Source organism: Ruegeria sp. BC8 (genome assembly GCF_056535705.1).
Window position 1 is genome coordinate 2,758,630 of sequence record NZ_JBQFIV010000001.1, and the last position, 16,759, is coordinate 2,775,388.

Annotated in this window: 16 protein-coding genes; 4 read left to right on the forward strand and 12 right to left on the reverse strand. The window is 64.4% G+C overall.

The features are described 5' to 3' along the window. Window positions 1-149 precede the first annotated feature (149 nt). Window positions 150-683, reverse strand: coding sequence for an invasion associated locus B family protein (locus tag ACR3EK_RS13935; protein WP_170342134.1), 534 nt, complete (start codon window positions 681-683; stop codon window positions 150-152). Between the two features lie 179 nt (window positions 684-862). Here ACR3EK_RS13935 and ACR3EK_RS13940 point away from each other — a divergent pair, with 179 nt between their 5' ends. Next, complete coding sequence (locus tag ACR3EK_RS13940) at window positions 863-1,861, forward strand: asparaginase (protein ID WP_480633663.1); 999 nt, start codon at window positions 863-865, stop codon at window positions 1,859-1,861. Window positions 1,862-1,864: 3 nt separating this feature from the next. Here the strand turns inward: ACR3EK_RS13940 and ACR3EK_RS13945 are convergent, their stop codons facing one another. The 8 genes from ACR3EK_RS13945 to hutI form a co-directional block, all read right to left on the reverse strand. Beyond that, window positions 1,865-2,185, reverse strand: coding sequence for a YciI family protein (locus ACR3EK_RS13945; RefSeq protein ID WP_170341211.1), 321 nt, complete (start codon window positions 2,183-2,185; stop codon window positions 1,865-1,867). A 19-nt stretch (window positions 2,186-2,204) separates the two neighbouring features. Beyond that, window positions 2,205-2,642, reverse strand: coding sequence for an SRPBCC family protein (locus tag ACR3EK_RS13950; protein ID WP_480633664.1), 438 nt, complete (start codon window positions 2,640-2,642; stop codon window positions 2,205-2,207). After that, window positions 2,630-2,959 carry an ArsR/SmtB family transcription factor gene (locus ACR3EK_RS13955; RefSeq protein WP_170451472.1) on the reverse strand — a complete coding sequence of 110 codons (330 nt, stop codon included), beginning with the start codon at window positions 2,957-2,959 and terminating at the stop codon, window positions 2,630-2,632. The genes ACR3EK_RS13950 and ACR3EK_RS13955 overlap by 13 nt, the downstream gene beginning before the upstream one ends. Before the next feature lie 50 nt (window positions 2,960-3,009). Continuing rightward, window positions 3,010-3,888, reverse strand: coding sequence for a phosphoserine phosphatase SerB (serB, locus tag ACR3EK_RS13960; protein WP_170370156.1), 879 nt, complete (start codon window positions 3,886-3,888; stop codon window positions 3,010-3,012). A 72-nt stretch (window positions 3,889-3,960) separates the two neighbouring features. Then, entirely contained in the window at window positions 3,961-5,643 is a 1,683-nt protein-coding gene (gene hutU, locus ACR3EK_RS13965; RefSeq protein WP_480633665.1) for a urocanate hydratase, read from the reverse strand. After that, complete coding sequence (gene hutG, locus ACR3EK_RS13970) at window positions 5,640-6,455, reverse strand: N-formylglutamate deformylase (protein ID WP_170391206.1); 816 nt, start codon at window positions 6,453-6,455, stop codon at window positions 5,640-5,642. Before hutG ends, hutU begins: the two co-directional genes overlap by 4 nt. Next, a complete protein-coding gene (hutH, locus tag ACR3EK_RS13975; RefSeq protein WP_480633666.1) occupies window positions 6,452-7,990 on the reverse strand; it encodes a histidine ammonia-lyase in 1,539 nt (512 codons plus the stop codon). Before hutH ends, hutG begins: the two co-directional genes overlap by 4 nt. Continuing rightward, window positions 7,987-9,195 (reverse strand): imidazolonepropionase, encoded by a 1,209-nt coding sequence (hutI, locus tag ACR3EK_RS13980; RefSeq protein WP_480633667.1) that lies wholly within the window; start codon window positions 9,193-9,195, stop codon window positions 7,987-7,989. Before hutI ends, hutH begins: the two co-directional genes overlap by 4 nt. An 81-nt stretch (window positions 9,196-9,276) precedes the next feature. Between hutI and ACR3EK_RS13985 the strand changes: the two genes are divergently transcribed. The 3 genes from ACR3EK_RS13985 (at window position 9,277) to ACR3EK_RS13995 (ending at window position 12,966) form a co-directional block, all read left to right on the forward strand. Next, window positions 9,277-10,638 carry a formimidoylglutamate deiminase gene (locus ACR3EK_RS13985; protein ID WP_480633668.1) on the forward strand — a complete coding sequence of 454 codons (1,362 nt, stop codon included), beginning with the start codon at window positions 9,277-9,279 and terminating at the stop codon, window positions 10,636-10,638. Between the two features lie 28 nt (window positions 10,639-10,666). Then, complete coding sequence (locus ACR3EK_RS13990; RefSeq protein WP_170360690.1) at window positions 10,667-11,371, forward strand: GntR family transcriptional regulator; 705 nt, start codon at window positions 10,667-10,669, stop codon at window positions 11,369-11,371. Between the two features lie 77 nt (window positions 11,372-11,448). After that, window positions 11,449-12,966: a malonate--CoA ligase gene (locus ACR3EK_RS13995; protein WP_480633669.1), complete on the forward strand. Its 1,518-nt coding sequence runs from the start codon at window positions 11,449-11,451 to the stop codon at window positions 12,964-12,966. Here the strand turns inward: ACR3EK_RS13995 and ACR3EK_RS14000 are convergent, their stop codons facing one another. From ACR3EK_RS14000 to ACR3EK_RS14010, 3 genes are all read right to left on the reverse strand, one after another. After that, complete coding sequence (locus tag ACR3EK_RS14000) at window positions 12,967-13,701, reverse strand: metallophosphoesterase (protein WP_480633670.1); 735 nt, start codon at window positions 13,699-13,701, stop codon at window positions 12,967-12,969. A gap of 101 nt (window positions 13,702-13,802) precedes the next feature. Next, the gene (serA, locus tag ACR3EK_RS14005; protein ID WP_480633671.1) at window positions 13,803-15,398 is read right to left on the reverse strand and encodes a phosphoglycerate dehydrogenase; all 1,596 of its coding nucleotides are present in this window, start codon (window positions 15,396-15,398) and stop codon (window positions 13,803-13,805) included. A gap of 68 nt (window positions 15,399-15,466) precedes the next feature. Next, complete coding sequence (locus ACR3EK_RS14010) at window positions 15,467-16,621, reverse strand: phosphoserine transaminase (protein ID WP_170360682.1); 1,155 nt, start codon at window positions 16,619-16,621, stop codon at window positions 15,467-15,469. Between the last annotated feature and the right edge of the window lie 138 nt (window positions 16,622-16,759).

Genomic DNA, 16,759 nt, shown 5'->3' on the forward strand with positions numbered 1-16,759 from the left:
TCTTTGTTGTCTGAACCGATTGGTTCAGAAATCGAATCCGTCAGCCTTGATGCGGATCAAGTTTTGGTGCCGACGTTGCGTAAACGGATGCGCAAAAACGCAAAACCCCGCCATTTTGGCGGGGCATGAGATCTGGACGGGTTGGGCAGTTATTTGGTGCAGCGCTTCTCGGCGTCTTCGATGGCTGCGGTAAAGCCCAGCAACGAGAACGTGTCCTTGGTCTGGGTGCCGCGTTCGGACCGTGCGGTCAACACGGCCTCGGTCCCGCGCTTCATCGCCGTGACGATCTTGGCATCATCCGCGGCGCTGGCGGGCCACGCCCACTCGCCCTCGGTGAACAGTTCGAACTCGGACCCGTCGATTTCCAGGTTCACCGTGGACCCGGGGGCGAATGGGTAGCCTCCGGTGAATGTCACCTGACCTTTGACCTCGGCGTTGGGGCGATAGAACACGAACAGCAAAATGTCGCTGCGACGCACCGATACCACACGGCCACCGCGGGTATTCACGGTCTCCTTGGGGGCGGATACGCTCCAGCACTCGGTCGGATCGTCTTCGACGAACACGCTCCAATCAGTCTGAGCGGACACACGGTTCGTACTGGTCGCCTGCTGGGCGATCGCTGTCGTGGCCATCCCTGCCACACAAAGGCCCGCGCATACGCGGGCGAGCATTGTTTTCATTCGTTCAGCCTCCTGGCTCGACCCACACCTCAACTCCATCCCGGAAGGCCGCGAACTCTGACGGTCCGTCTGTTGCAGTTGCGCATCCGGATGATTGCCGACATACACACACTAACGCAGGTTTCGCCACAGGCGAAAGGGCGATTGGCAGAATTTTGCGCACATTCCGGAGGGACGACATGACGCAGCCAGTACCGATGACCGAACTGTGGCGCGGACCGCTGTTGGAGAGCCTTCATCTGGGCCATGCGGTGATCTGCGACGACAGCGGCCAGATCGTGCGCAGCTGGGGCGATCCGAACGCGGTGATCTATCCGCGGTCGTCAGCCAAGATGATCCAAGCGCTGCCGCTGATCACCTCGGGCGCGGCGGCCAAATACGGGCTGGGCTCCGAGCATCTGGCGCTGGCCTGCGCCTCGCACAACGGCGCGGCGATCCATACCGAGCGCGTGACCGCCTGGCTGGATCACCTGGGCCTGTCCGAGCCCGATTTGCGCTGCGGCCCGCAGGAGCCGGCCGACATGGCCGCGCGCGACGGCCTGATCCTGGCCGACGACACCCCCTGCCAGATCCACAACAACTGCTCGGGCAAGCATTGCGGGTTCCTGACCCTGGCCCGGCACATGGGCGCAGGCCCCGAATATATCGAAATCGACCACCCCGTGCAGCAGGCCTGCCTGTCGGCCTTCGAAGAGACCACGGGCGAGGACAGCCCCTGTTACGGGATCGACGGTTGCTCGGCGCCCAATTTCGCCACTTCTCTGATGGGACTGGCGCGGTCGATGGCGTGGTTTGCCTCGGCCGGCGACCGGTCGGACCGGGCCAGCGACGCGGCCCTGCAATTGACCCGGGCGATGGTCGCCCACCCCGAATTGGTTGCCGGCGAAACCCGCGCCTGCACCGAACTGATGCGGGCGATGAACGGCCGTGCCGCGATCAAGACCGGGGCCGAGGCCGTGTTCGTGGCCATCATCCCTGAAAAGAAGATGGGCGTGGCGCTTAAGATCACCGATGGCGCCACCCGCGCCAGCGAATGCGCCATTGCCGCCATTCTCGTCAGCCTCGGCGTGCTCGAGGCCGATCACCCGGCCACGCGCAAATTCATGAACGCCACGCAATACAGCCGCCGCGGGCTGGAATGCGGCGTGATCCGCCCCGCGCCGGGTTTCCCCGGCTGAGGGTCACATCTCGATCTCGTGGATCTCGGCCACCTCGACCGAGCCCGAGCCGTTGACCACCATGGGGCAGCCCTTGGCCATGTCGGTGGCGGCTTCGATGCTGTCGGCCTTGACGACGGTAAAGCCCGAGGCCGGGTTCGGCCCGCCATTGCCGGCCACGCCATCGGCGCTGACGGTATGGGACTGGCCCACCGGGTTGCCGGGGATTTCCAGCGCCGGCCCCATGTTCTGGAACCACGCGCCCCAGGCGGCCATGGTGGCTTCGATCTCGGCCGGGTCGGTCGGCGTGGTGCCGCCGTGATAGACAAACAGGTACTGAGGCATTTTCTGGTCTCCCTTTTGGTCAGACGGGGTTGGCAAGCCGGGCTTCCAGCTTGCGCAGCGACGAGGTCCAGCCGCTTTCATGATTGGCCGAGACGTCGTCATCGCCCAGATCGCGGTGATCCAGGATCAGGCGCGCTCCGGTGTCGGTCGGCTCAACCGCTAGCGTCACGTGGCTCTCGGCGCCACGCTGGTCCTGGTCGTCATGCCAGCCCCAAGTGAACCCGACCGAGTTCGGCGGGTCCACATGGGTCACATGCCCGGACACCTTGAACCGCTGCCCGTCGCCATTGACCATGACCGAATACCACGGGCCAAGGCGCGAGAAATCCAGATCGTGTTCCGGTACCTCGACCCCTTCGGGACCCCACCACTGCAACAATCTGGTTCCGTCGCTGATCCAGGCGAACAGGGTTTCGGCGCTGACCGGAAAGTCGCGCACCAGCTTCAGGTCGGCCATGAGGGGTCCTCCTGCAGAATGTCTCCCAGGCGGTCCAGGCTGGCCTCCCAGAACTGTCGTTTCGAGATGGTCCATTCGGCAATCGCGCGCAGCCCCTCGGGGCGGATCGAATAGATGCGCTGGGTGCCGTTGACGCGCTGATTCACCAGCCCGGCCTGCCGCAGAACCTTCAGGTGCCGGGAAATGGCCGCGCCGGACATGCCCTTGCCCTGGGCTAGGTCTCCGGCAGGCAGTTCGCCGTGATCCATCAGTTGTTCAACGATCGTGAATCGGGTCGGGTCAGACAGGGCCGAAAAGGCATCGAGCAGCGTGTTCATAGCTATTGATTAACACGAATGTTAAACAATGGGAACCCGAAACCGTCGGATCAGCCCCGCGCAAAGTCCGATCGGGCATATCCCTGCAGGTACAGCAGCGCGGTCAGGTCGCCATGGTTGATGCGCACGTCGCATTGCGCGGCGACCGAGGGCTTGGCGTGCAGGGCCACGCCTGTTCCGGCGCGCTCCAGCATGCCCAGGTCATTCGCCCCGTCGCCCACGGCGATCACTTCGGCCTCGGAAATACCCAGCCGGGCCGATATCTGCTCCAGCGCCTCGACCTTGGCCTGACGGCCCAGGATCGGGCGCTGCACGTCACCGGTCAGCTTGCCGTCCTCCGCCAGTAGCGTGTTGGCGCGGTTCTCGTCAAAACCCAGCAGCTCGGCCACGCGGGCCGTGAACGCCGTGAACCCGCCAGAGACCAGCGCGGCATAGCCACCATTGGCCCGCATCGTCGCCACCAGTTCGCGGCCGCCCGGCATCAGGGTGATGCGCTGGTTCAGCACCCGGTCGATCACCGACACGTCCAGCCCCTTCAGCAGGCCCACCCGCTCGGTCAGCGCGCCTTCGAAATCCAGCTCGCCATTCATGGCGCGGGCGGTGATGTCCTTGACCCGCTCGCCTACCCCGGCCTCGTCGGCCAGTTCGTCGATGCATTCCTGCTGGATCATCGTGCTGTCCATATCGGCCAGCAGCATCTTCTTGCGGCGGCCCTCGGCCGGCTGCACCACCAGATCGACGCCCAATTTCTGCAGGTCGGCCCAGACATCCCAACGGTTGGCCGGAACCGCCGGCAGGGCAAATTCGGCCGCCTCGTCGGGGCTCAGCCACTGGATGTCGCCCCCGCCCCAGGCATTGCGCAACGAGTCGATCAGCGCCCCGTCCAGCGACGGCGTCTTGGGGTTGGTCAACAGGGTGGCAACGTACATTTCGATCCTCCAGCAGCCTGCCCTGCGCATATCGCAGGCGCAGCATTTGCGCCAGAGGCCAATTCCGCGCCGCTACCCCAGAATGCCCGGCAGGCGCAGCCCGTGTTCGCGGGCGCAGTCCTTGGCGATGTCATACCCCGCATCCGCATGACGCCACACGCCCGAGGCCGGGTCGTTCCACAACACCCGCTCCAGCCGCCGCGCGGCGTCCTCGGTGCCGTCGGCGCAGATCACCACGCCCGCATGCTGGCTGAAGCCCATGCCGACCCCGCCGCCGTGATGCAACGACACCCAGGTCGCGCCGCTGGCGGTGTTGATCAACGCGTTCAGCAGCGGCCAGTCCGACACGGCGTCGGACCCATCCAGCATCGCCTCGGTCTCGCGGTTGGGGCTGGCGACCGAGCCGCTGTCCAGATGATCCCGTCCGATGACGACCGGAGCGCTCAGTTCTCCCTTCGCGACCATCTCGTTGAAGGCCAGACCCGCGCGGTGCCGGTCGCCCAGCCCGATCCAGCAGATCCGCGCGGGCAGGCCCTGAAACGCGATCCGGTCACGGGCCATGTCCAGCCAGCGATGAAGATGCTCGTTCTCGGGGAACAACTCCTTCATCTTGGCGTCGGTCTTGTAGATATCTTCGGGGTCGCCCGACAGCGCGCACCAGCGGAACGGGCCGATGCCACGGCAGAACAGCGGGCGGATATAGGCCGGGACGAAACCGGGAAAGGCAAAGGCGTTCTCAAGCCCCTCGTCCTGCGCCACCTGCCGTATGTTGTTGCCATAGTCCAGCGTCGGCACGCCCACGTTCCAGAAATCGACCATCGCCGCGACATGCTGCTTCATCGAGGCGCGTGCGGCCTTTTCCACTGCTTTAGGGTCTGTTTCCCGCTTTTCGCGCCATTGCGCCAGGGTCCAGCCCAGCGGCAGATACCCGTTGATCGGATCATGGGCGCTGGTCTGGTCGGTCACGATGTCAGGGCCCATCCCGCCGGCCTGCATCCGGGCGTATATCTCGGGAAAGATCTCGGCCGCATTGCCCAGCAGACCCACGGACTTCGCCTCGCCCGCCTTGGTCCAGCGGTCGATCATGGCGAGCGCCTCGTCCAGCGTTTCGGCTTTTTCATCCAGGTATTTGGTGCGCAGGCGAAAATCGATGCTGTCAGGATTGCATTCCACCGCCAGACAGCAGGCCCCGGCGAAGACTGCCGCCAGGGGCTGAGCTCCGCCCATGCCGCCCAGCCCACCGGTCAGGATCCATCGCCCGGTCAGGTCACCACCATAGTGCTGGCGCCCGGCCTCGGCGAAGGTTTCATAGGTGCCCTGAACGATGCCCTGCGTGCCGATGTAGATCCACGACCCGGCCGTCATCTGGCCGTACATCATCAGGCCCTTCCGATCCAATTCGTTGAAATGATCCCAGGTCGCCCAATGCGGCACGAGGTTGGAATTGGCGATCAGCACCCGCGGCGCGTCCTTGTGAGTGCGGATGATCGCCACCGGCTTTCCGGACTGCACGATCAGGGTCTCGTCGGACTCGAGATCCTTCAAACTGGCCACAATAGTGTCGAAATCCTTCCAGGTTCGAGCCGCACGGCCGATGCCGCCATAGACCACCAATTCGTGCGGGTTTTCGGCAACGTCGGGGTGGAGGTTGTTCATCAGCATCCGCAACGGGGCCTCGGTCAGCCAGCTTTTGGCATTCAGGTCCGGCCCGGTCGGTGGAAAGACGTCACGGGTGTTCTTGCGCGGGTCACTCATTTCGGGGCTCCTTTTTCGGCCAGTGCGCCCGACAAGGCCAAGGCAAGCAGGCGGTCAAGCATCTCTTGCAGGTGCGGGCGCAGGCGTTCAGCCCGGTCCGCGCGCCAGGTCCAGGGCGGGGTCTCGTCCATATAGGCGCGTTGGGCGATCTCCATCTGGATCGCATGTATACCCTTGTCTGGGCGGCCATAGTGCCGGGTGGTCCAGCCGCCCTTGAATCGGCCGTTCAGCACCGCGGTACAGCCCGACGCATGGGCCACGGCATCCACCGCATGCGCGACCTCGGGTGCGCAGGTGGTGCCGTCATTGGTGCCCGTGTTGAACACCGGCAACTCTCCGTCGAACAGGAAGGGGATCAGGGACCGGATCGAGTGGCAGTCGAACAGGATCGCCACGCCATGCCTGGCCCGCACCCGCTCCAATTCTTCCTGCAACGCGGCGTGGTAGGGGGCGTGGAACTTCTCGCGCCTCTCCTCGATTTCATCTTCCGACGGCTCCTGCCCTTCCAGCCATATGGGTTGCCCGTCGAAATCGGTCAGCGGCACCAGGGTCGTCGTGTTCTGCCCCGGATAGAGCGACACGTCCGCCGGATCGCGATTGGCGTCGATCACATAGCGGTGCACGCGGGACTGAACCACCGTCGCATCGCCCAATAGCCGCTTATAGAGCCTATTTATGTGCCAATCCGTATCGGCCAACGCCCGGCCAGTCTGGTTCAGGCGCGCATGGATCTCCTCGGGCACGACGGTTCCGCCATGCGGTTGGCCCAGCACGATCGGGCCCTGCCCCCGCTGCACCTCGACCATGGTCATGCCGTCACCTCCGGCAGCGGTACGCCCAGCGCCTCGAGTATCGCGCCGCTGGCCACAAGATCCTTGGCCTGCTCCAGTTCCGGGGCCAGGTACCGGTCCTCCGCCAAAGGCGGGATATCGGCGCGCAGCCGCGCAATCACCCGCTGCAAGGGCGCGCTGGTGACCAGCGGGGCGCGAAACTCGACGCCCTGGGCGGCGCAGAGCAGTTCGATCCCCAGAATATGGTTCAGGTTTTTCACCATGCGCGTCAGACGCCGCGCCCCATGGGCGGCCATCGAGACGTGATCTTCCTGGTTGGCCGAGGTGGGCGTGCTGTCGGTGACGCACGGATTGGCCAGATGCTTGTTTTCGCTCATCAGCGCGGCGGTCGTGACCTCGGCGATCATGAAGCCGGAATTCAAGCCCGGGTCGGGGGTCAGGAATGGCGGCAGATCGAAGCTGAGCGTCGGATCCACCATCAGCGCGATCCGGCGTTGCGCGATGGCCCCGATCTCGGACAGGGCCAGCGCGATCATGTCGGCGGCAAATCCCACCGGTTCGGCGTGAAAATTGCCGCCCGAAACGATCATGTCGGGATCGGACAGCACCAGCGGGTTGTCAGTGGCCGCGTTGGCCTCGGTCTGCAGGGTGGCGGCAGCCTGCCGGATCACGTCCATCGCGGCACCGGTGACCTGCGGCTGGCAGCGAATGCAATACGGATCCTGCACGCGGCTGTCGCCCTCGCGATGGCTTTCGCGTATTTCCGACCCCTGCAACACGGCCCGCATGGCGCTGGCGGCCTCGATCTGGCCGCGATGACCGCGCAGGGCATGGATCTCGGGTTGCAGCGGCGCGGTGGAGCCCATGATGGCATCGGTCGATACGGCCGAAACGACGAGCGCGTTCTGCGCCGCGCGCCAGCCCTCGAACAGGCCCGCCAAGGCGTAGGCCGTCGAAAACTGGGTGCCGTTGATGAAGGCCAGCCCCTCTTTCGGCCCCAGTTGAACAGGCTCTAATCCGGCCTTTTTCAAGGCTTGTGCGCCCGGCATGACCGTACCGTTCAGCTCGGCTTCGCCTTCGCCGATGATCACCGCCGTCATGTGGGCCAGCGGCGCCAGATCACCCGAGGCCCCCACCGAGCCCTGCGCCGGGATCACCGGTGTCACGCCACGGGCCAGCATCTGCTGCAGCAGGTCCACCAGCGCCCACCGCACCCCAGATGCGCCGCGCCCGAAAGACAACAGCTTGAGCGCCATCATCAGGCGCGCCAACCGCCGCGGCACCGCCGGGCCGACCCCGCAGCAATGGCTGAGGATCAGGTTGCGCTGCAGCGCCGAGGTGTCCTTGGCCGCGATCTTTAGGCTGGCCAGCTTGCCGAAACCGGTATTCACGCCATAGACGGGCTGGTCACCGGCGGCGGCCTCGGCGATGCGGGCGGCGGCGGCCTCGAAAGCCGGGCGACAGCCCTGATCCAGAACCACCGGCGTTTCGTTCCAGTAGATCTCCGCCAGTTGGGCCAGCGAGACCAGCCCCGGAACCAAGGTCAAAGCGCTCATGCCTCCCCTCCGAAAATGCGCGCGTGCAGCGGGTTGAACCCGATCCGATAGGCCAGCTCGGCCGGGTGAGAGACGTCCCACACGGCCAGATCCGCCTGCTGGCCCGGTGCGATCGTGCCGGCATCACTCAGCCCAAGCGCACGGGCGGCATTGCGGGTGACCCCGGCCAGCGCCTCGGCCGGGGTCATGCGAAACAGGGTGCAACCCATGTTCATCGTCAGCAGCAGCGACGTCAGCGGCGAGGACCCCGGGTTGCAATCGGTGGCCAGGGCCATCGGCACCCCGGCCTTGCGGAACAGGTCGATCGGCGGGGCCTGCGTTTCCCTCAGCGTGTAGAACGCGCCGGGCAGCAGAACGGCGGTCGTTCCGGCCTCGGCCATGGCCGCCACGCCGGCGGCGTCCACATATTCGACGTGATCGGCTGACAGGGCGCCGTAGGAGGCCGCTAGCCGGGTCCCGCCGAGGTTCGACAATTGCTCGGCATGCAGCTTGACCGGCAGCCCCAAATCACGCGCGGCGTCGAACACCCGCGCGATCTGAGTCGTATCGAACGCGATGCCCTCGCAGAACCCGTCGACCGCGTCGACCAGCCCCTCGGCATGGGCCGCACGCAGGGTCGGGATGCAGACCGTATCGATATAGGCATCCGCGCGCCCGATGAATTCGGGTGGGATCGCATGCGCGCCCAGAAAGCTGGTCCGAACCCGCAGCGGGCGCTGCTTTGCAATTTCCCGGGCCGCGCGCAACATGCGCAGCTCGGTGTCCTGATCCAGTCCATAGCCGGACTTGATTTCAATGCAGGTCACACCCTCGGCCAACAGCGCGTCTATGCGAGGCAGTGCCTCTTGGATCAGGTCCTGCATACTGGCGGCGCGTGTGGCGGTGACCGTCGACAGAATGCCCCCTCCGGCGCGCGCAATCTCCTCGTAGGTTGCGCCGTTCAGCCGCATTTCGAACTCAACCGCCCGGTTGCCCCCGAAAATCGCATGCGTGTGCGGATCGATCAGGCCCGGAGTGATCAACCGATCTGCAAAATCGACGATCGGCCAGTCGGCGTGATCCGACGGCAGATCTCGGCGCGGCCCGACCCATTGGATCCGGCCCGACGAAACAGCAATCGCGGCGTCTGCGACCAAGCCATAGGACGCAACCCCATCCGCCATGGTTGCGATCCGCCGACAACAAATCACCGAATTTCTGGTCATCGCGATTCTTTTGGACTCCCCTCGGGTTTCAATTTTTCGTATACGTGTAAAAAATTAAAGTCTACACAAAAAGAAACGCCGATGCAGATCCACGCCAAAACCGCCTTGTTAGGCTCTGACTGGGTTTCGAACCTGAGGGTCGAAACTGAGAATGGCGTCATCACGGGATTGGAGACCGGCGCGCGTCCGCAGTCGGCCGACACCTGCGTTGATGTCCTGCTGCCAGCCTTGTCGAACCTGCACAGCCACGCGTTTCAGCGCGCCATGGCCGGTATGACCGAGTTTCGCGCAGCCGGGCGGGAAAGCTTCTGGTCCTGGCGCAATCTGATGTACCGTTTTCTGGACAGGTTGACGCCCGAGCAGATGGAGGCCATCGCTGCGCTGGTGTTCCTTGAGGTGCAGGAGGCCGGATATGCCGCAGTCGGGGAATTCCACTATGTGCATCACCAGCCCGGCGGAGCGCCCTACGACCAGCTTTCCGAGCTGAGCCAGCGTATCTTCGCAGCAGCTTTGCGGACGGGAATCGGTCTGACCCATTTGCCGGTTCTCTATTCCTACGGCGGCGTCCGCCAAGAGCGCCTTTCTGGCGGCCAGCTGCGGTTCGGCAATGACGTGGACCGGTTCATGGACCTGTATCACGAGTGCCGGTCGGCTGCCGCAGATCTTGCCGCGGACACGGTGGTCGGCATCGCGCCGCACTCGTTGCGCGCCACCTCACCCAAGGACTTGGCCCTGCTGCTGGCGCAGGTTCCGGAGGGTCCGGTTCACATCCATATCGCCGAACAGGTGAAAGAGGTCGAGGACGTGCAATCCGCTTTGGGCCAACGCCCGGTCGCCTGGCTTCTGGACAATGCCCAGATCGACTCACGCTGGTGTCTGATCCATGCCACCCAGATGAACGACGCCGAAACACGCGCTCTGGCGCGTTCGGAGGCCGTGGCCGGCCTGTGTCCGATCACAGAAGCCAACCTGGGCGACGGGATCTTCAACGGAGTGCCCTACCTTGACGCTGGAGGACGGTTCGGTGTCGGGTCAGACTCCAACGTGCGGATTTCTCTGCCAGAGGAGTTGCGCAGTCTGGAATATTCCCAGCGCCTTCGCGACCGATCCCGCGCGGTTCTGGCGGCAGCCAACGGTTCCGTGGGGCATGCGTTGTACACCGGCGCGGCACAAGGCGGGGCGCAGGCTCTGGGCCGCAATGCCGGAGAGATCGCGGTCGGCAAACTGGCCGACCTGGTGGCGCTTGACCGGTCGCACCCAACGCTTTGCGCGCTGGCGGATCATCAGCTTCTGGACGGCTTGTGCTTTGCCGCACCCGATGGTCTGGTAACGGATCTGTGGTCGGCAGGCCGTCATATGGTGCGGGATGGCAGGCATATTGCGCGCGAGACGATAATCAGAGACTACAAAGCCGCGATTGCAGACCTGTTGACCGACGTCTGAACCGGCAAAGAACTGAGTTGAGATCAAGATGACCCAGACCGCTGACACGACCGGCTACAAGGAAATCAAGCAGACTGTGCTTGACCGCATCCGCTCGGGCCAGTGGCTGCCAGACATGTTGCTGCCCAACGAGCAGGACCTTGCGGTCGAGTTTTCCTGCACGCGTACAACGGTCAATCGGGCGCTGCGCGAACTGGCCGAGGAAGGATTTCTGGAACGCCGCCGCAAGGCCGGTACCCGGGTGCTGAGCGCGCCGCAGAGACAGGCCCGGTTCACAATCCCGCTGGTCCGGGAAGAGGTCGAGGCTCTGAGCGGCACCTACCGCTATGCACTTGTCTCAGCCCAAGCCGAACAGGCGCCCGACTGGCTGGCCGCGCGGCTGGCGCTGGGATCGGATCGGCGGGTGATGCATGTTCGGTGCATGCATTTTTCGGACAACACCCCGTTTCAGTTCGAGGATCGCTGGATCGTTACGGCCAGCGTTCCGGCTGTCGAACAGGCTGATTTCTCGACGCTGGGACCCAATGAATGGCTGATTCAGACGGTCCCCTTCACCAATGTCGAGCTGTCTTTTCTGGCAAGCCGCGCCGATGCCGAACTGGCCGGATTTCTGGACGTAACGGTTGGCGAGCCGGTCTTTACCGCGGAACGTATCACCTGGTTGCAAGGCAGCCCAGTTACCTTCGCCAAGATGTATTTCGCGGCCGGTTACCGGATGACCACCCGGTTCTGAGGCTGTCCGGGCCTTTACCGCGGCCCGATTCCGGTACAGGTTCGCCTTGACCGAGCAACGGCAACACGGAGAACGGGATGAGCAACCCGCTATACGATCGACTTTTCGGCATTCACGCGGGTAAGACAACGCCGTTCCTGCATCTGCCGGACGGACGCGTTCTCTCACATGCCGATTTCCTGGACATGGCGGCCCGGATCGCCAACGCTTTGACGGCCTGCGGACTGGAACCGGATGACCGCGTTGCGGTGCAGGTCGCGAAATCGCCCGAGGCGCTGGCGCTTTATGCAGCCTGCGTTCAGGCCGGGCTGATCTTTCTGCCGCTGAACACCGCCTACACGACAGACGAGCTGCGGTATTTCATCGAAAACAGCGGTGCTCGGATGGTTGTCGCGGATGCCAATTCACAAGCCGATATCGAGCCGATTGCCCAAGCGCAGAATGCAATGCTCGAAACCCTGAACGCGGACGGTTCCGGCAGCCTGATGCGGCGCGCACTTGGGATGTTGCCAGCCTTCGAACCCGCGCATAGGACCGAGGATGACCTCGCAGCTTTCCTTTACACATCGGGCACCACCGGGCGGTCCAAGGGTGCCATGCTGACGCAGGCGAACCTGCTGTCGAATGCCGAAACGCTGGTGCAGGAGTGGCGCTTCACCGCGGACGACGTGTTGCTGCACGCGCTGCCGATCTTTCACACCCACGGCCTGTTCGTGGCCACCAATGTCATGCTGTCGGCCGGTGGATCGATGATCTTTCTACCGCGCTTCGATCTTGACGACATCCTGCGCCTGATGCCCAAGGCCACCTCGATGATGGGGGTGCCGACCTTCTACACCCGGCTTCTGGACGACAACCGGTTCACCGGAGATCTGACCCGGCACATGCGGCTGTTCATTTCCGGCTCGGCGCCGCTACTGGCCGAAACCCACACGCGGTTCGAGCAACGCACCAGTCACCGCATCCTTGAACGCTATGGCATGACCGAGACCAACATGAACACCTCGAACCCCTATGACGGCGAACGTCGGGCCGGAACCGTGGGCTTTTCGCTGCCGGGGGTCGAGTTGAAGATCACCGACCCCGAAACGGGCGATCCGCTGCCGCAGGGCGAGATCGGCATGATCGAGGTGCGCGGCCCGAACGTGTTCAAGGGTTATTGGCAGATGCCCGAGAAAACCGCCGCCGAACTGCGCGAGGACGGGTTCTTCATCACCGGTGATCTGGGCCGCATCGACGCGGACGGCTATGTGCATATCGTTGGGCGCGGCAAAGACCTGATCATCTCGGGCGGCTACAACATCTATCCCAAGGAAGTCGAGCTGGTTCTGGATGACCAGCCCGGCGTGCTGGAAAGCGCGGTGATCGGCGTACCGCACCCGGATTTCGGGGAGACCGTGCTGGGCATCCTGGTGCCCGAGACCGGCGCGGCGCCGGATCTGGATGCGATCATGGAGGCGGTGAGCCAAAGCCTTGCCCGTTTCAAACATCCCCGCGGGCTGATCCTGCTGGACGAACTGCCGCGCAATACGATGGGCAAGGTGCAGAAAAACGCCCTCCGCGAGGCCTACAAGAACATGTTCGCGGGCGGCTGATCAGGGGCGCAGCGGCACGCGTCCGGCTTCGGTCAGCAGCCAGCAGTCGCGCCGCTCGAACACGGCAACCCCGGTTTGGCGGCCATAGCCCGCGCCGCTGTCCAGGTTGATGCGGTTCCCGTAATGGGTGGGGCGGTCCACCACCGTGTGGCCATGCACGATCAGCTTGGGGTGCGGGGTTTCGCAGGCGTGAAAACTCTGACGGATCCAGACCAGATCGTCCTCGGCCTGCGCGCCCAGCGGCACGCCCGGCCGGATGCCGGCGTGGACAAAGGCAATCTCGGGGGTCTGATGCATCCGCACCAGGTCGCGCAGAAAAGCCCTGTGCGCGACCGGCACTGCCGCAACGGCCGCGCGATGCACATCCTGCAGCCGGGTGCGGTCTTCGAACTCGACGCCATAGCTGCGCAGGGTTTCGGTGCCGCCCAGCCGCTCGTGCAGCCAGTGGTAGCCGACCAGAAGATGCGGATCATGGCGCGGCTCATCCTGCAGGAACCACGCGAACATCCGGTCATGGTTGCCCAGCAGCGTGACCCAGTTCCGCCCGGCGTCGCGCCCGGCAATCAGCCGGTCCAGCAGGCCCTTGCTGTCGGGGCCGCGATCGACGTAGTCGCCCAGAAACACGATCCGCGCATCGCGCCCGCCATCCTGTTCGATCAGGGACAGGGCGCGGTCGAACTCGGCCGTCTGGCCGTGCAGATCACCGATGGCGTAGGTGGGCGCGGTCGTGTCCATGTCTCCGTTCCAGGCGGGGTTGGATTTGCGGGCCTTTGCAACGACAACGCCTGCACCGGGCGGGTGCAGGCGTCAATCGCTTTCATCCGGGTCTTGCCGGATCAAACCACGTCGAACTCCAGCGGCTTGATCTGGGTGAACAGCCCGGTTTCGGCCAGCTTGGCGCGGGCTTCTGCCGGAACCGGCTCGTCAACATACAGCAGCGCGATCGCCTCGCCCCCCGCCTGGGCGCGGCCCAGGGTAAAGTTGGCGATGTTCACGCCATGCTCGCCCATGGTCTTGCCCAGGGTGCCGATGATGCCCGGCACGTCCTCGTTGGTGGTGTACAGCATGTGCGCACCGACTTCGGCATCGATGTTGATGCCCTTGATCTGGATGAAGCGCGGCTTGCCGTCGCTGAACACGGTGCCCCCGATCGAGCGTTCGCGCTTGTCGGTCACCACGGTCACCTTGATATAGCCCTCGAAGGCGCCCGACTTGTCCTGGTTGGTGGTCGAGATCTTGACGCCGCGCTCTTTGGCCACGACCGGAGCCGAGACCATATTCACCTCAGGGTTCGAGCGTTTCATGATCCCCGCCACCACCGCGCAGTTCAGCGCGGCCAGGTTCATCTTCGCCGCCACGCCGTCATACAGGATGTTGATCGCCTTGATCGGCTCGTCGGTCATCTGGCCGATGAAGCTGCCCAGATGGCCGGCCAGCTTGATCCACGGTCCCATGACCTTGGCCTCTTCGGCGGTGACGCTGGGCATGTTCAGTGCATTCTCGACCGCCCCGGTCAGCAGATAGTTCGAGATCTGCTCGGCCACCTGCAGCGCCACGTTTTCCTGCGCTTCTGTGGTCGCGGCGCCCAGATGCGGGGTGCAGACCACGTTGGGCAGGCCGAACAGCGGGTTCTCCTTGGCCGGTTCTTCGCTGAACACGTCGAACCCCGCGCCGGCGACATGGCCGGATTTGATCAGTTCGGCCAGCGCCTCTTCGTCGACCAGACCGCCGCGGGCGCAGTTGATGATGCGCACGCCCTTCTTGGTCTTGGCCAGATTCTCGCGGCTGAGGATGTTGCGGGTCTGGTCGGTCAGCGGCACGTGCAGGGTGATGAAATCGGCCCGTGCCAGCAGCTCGTCCAGCTCGACCTTTTCCACGCCCATCTTGTCGGCCTTCTCCTGGCCCAGATAGGGGTCATAGGCGATGACCTTCATCTTCAACCCCTGCGCCCGGTCGCAGACGATGCCGCCGATATTGCCGGCGCCGATCACGCCCAGCGTCTTGTTGGTCAGCTCGACCCCCATGAACTTGGACTTTTCCCACTTGCCCGCATGGGTGCTGGCATTGGCCTCGGGGATCTGGCGCGCCACGGCGAACATCATCGCGATGGCGTGCTCGGCGGTGGTGATCATGTTGCCGAAGGGCGTGTTCATCACGATCACGCCCTTTTTCGACGCCGCGTCCTTGTCGATGTTGTCGGTGCCGATGCCGGCGCGGCCGATCACCTTCAGCTTGTCGGCCTTTTCCAGGATCTTCTCGGTGACCTTGGTGGCCGAGCGGATGGCCAGGCCGTCATAGTTGCCGATGATCTCGGCCAGCTTTTCTTTATCCTTGCCCACGTCGGGCATGAAATCCACGTCGATGCCGCGGTCGCGGAAGATCTGAACCGCGGTTTCGCTGAGCTTGTCGGATACGAGTACTTTGGGGGCCATGTGCGTGGTCCTTGAATGGGATGATGGCTCCGGGCCGGACGCGGCCCGGATCTTGTCGGGGGAAGGGGTCAGGCGGCTTCGGCCTGTGCGGCGATCTCGGCCTCGAACGCCCATTTCAGCCAGGGCAGCATCGCCTGGATGTCGGACGTCTCGACCGTGCCGCCGCACCAGATGCGCAGCCCTGCCGGCGCATCGCGATACGCGCCGATGTCCAGCGCCACGTTCTCGGCCTCCAGCCGCTTGGCGACCGCCTTGGCAAAGCTGGCGCCGTCGCGAATGCGCGGATCGGTGAATTTCAGGCAGACGCTGGTGTTCGACCGGGTGGCCGGGTCCTCGGCCAGGTTGTCGATCCAGTCGATCTGGTCACAGAACTCGAAAATCGCCTGCGCATTGGCATCGGCGCGGGCGATCAGGCCCTGCAGCCCGCCGACCGAGCGCGCCCAGTCCAGCGCGAACAGGTAATCCTCGACCGCCAGCATCGACGGCGTGTTGATGGTGGCACCTTGGAAGATGCCCTCGATCAGCTTGCCGCCCTTGGTCAGGCGGAAGATCTTCGGCAGCGGCCACGCGGGGGTATAGCTTTCCAGCCGTTCGACCGCGCGGGGGCTGAGGATCAGCATGCCATGTGCGGCCTCGCCACCCAGAACCTTCTGCCAGCTGAAGGTGGTGACATCCAGCTTGTCCCAGGGCAGGTCCATCGCGAAAGCGGCGCTGGTGGCGTCGCAGATGGTCAGGCCGGCGCGGTCATCGGCGATCCAGTCGCCATTCGGAACCCGCACGCCCGAGGTGGTCCCGTTCCAGGTAAAGACCACGTCATTGTTGAAATCGATGGACGCCAGATCGACGATCTGTCCGTAATCGGCGGTTTTCACCTCGGCGTCGATCTTCAGCTGTTTGACCACGTCGGTAACCCAACCCGCGCCAAAGCTTTCCCAGGCCAGCATCTCGACCTTGCGTTCGCCCAGAAGCGACCACAGCGCCATTTCCACCGCGCCGGTATCCGAGGCCGGAACGATCCCGATGCGATAGTCGGCCGGAATGCCCAGCAGCTCGCGCGTGCCTTCGATGGCGGCCTTCAGCTTGTCCTTGCCGACGGCGGCGCGGTGCGATCGGCCCAGCGCGGCACCAGCCAGCTTGTTCAGCTCGAATGTAGGGGGTTTGGCGCAGGGGCCCGAGGAAAAACGCGGATTGGCCGGCCGCGCTGCCGGTCGTTCGATGGTCATTGGTGTTACCCTTCCAGATATACGCCCCTCGTTGGGGAGGGGTGTCCCGCGGCCAGACCTAGGGGGCCGCGGTTGGGCGGGCAAGCGGAAAAGACGCTTTGAATATCAAAAACGACACGGGCGGTGACGCCAAATCGG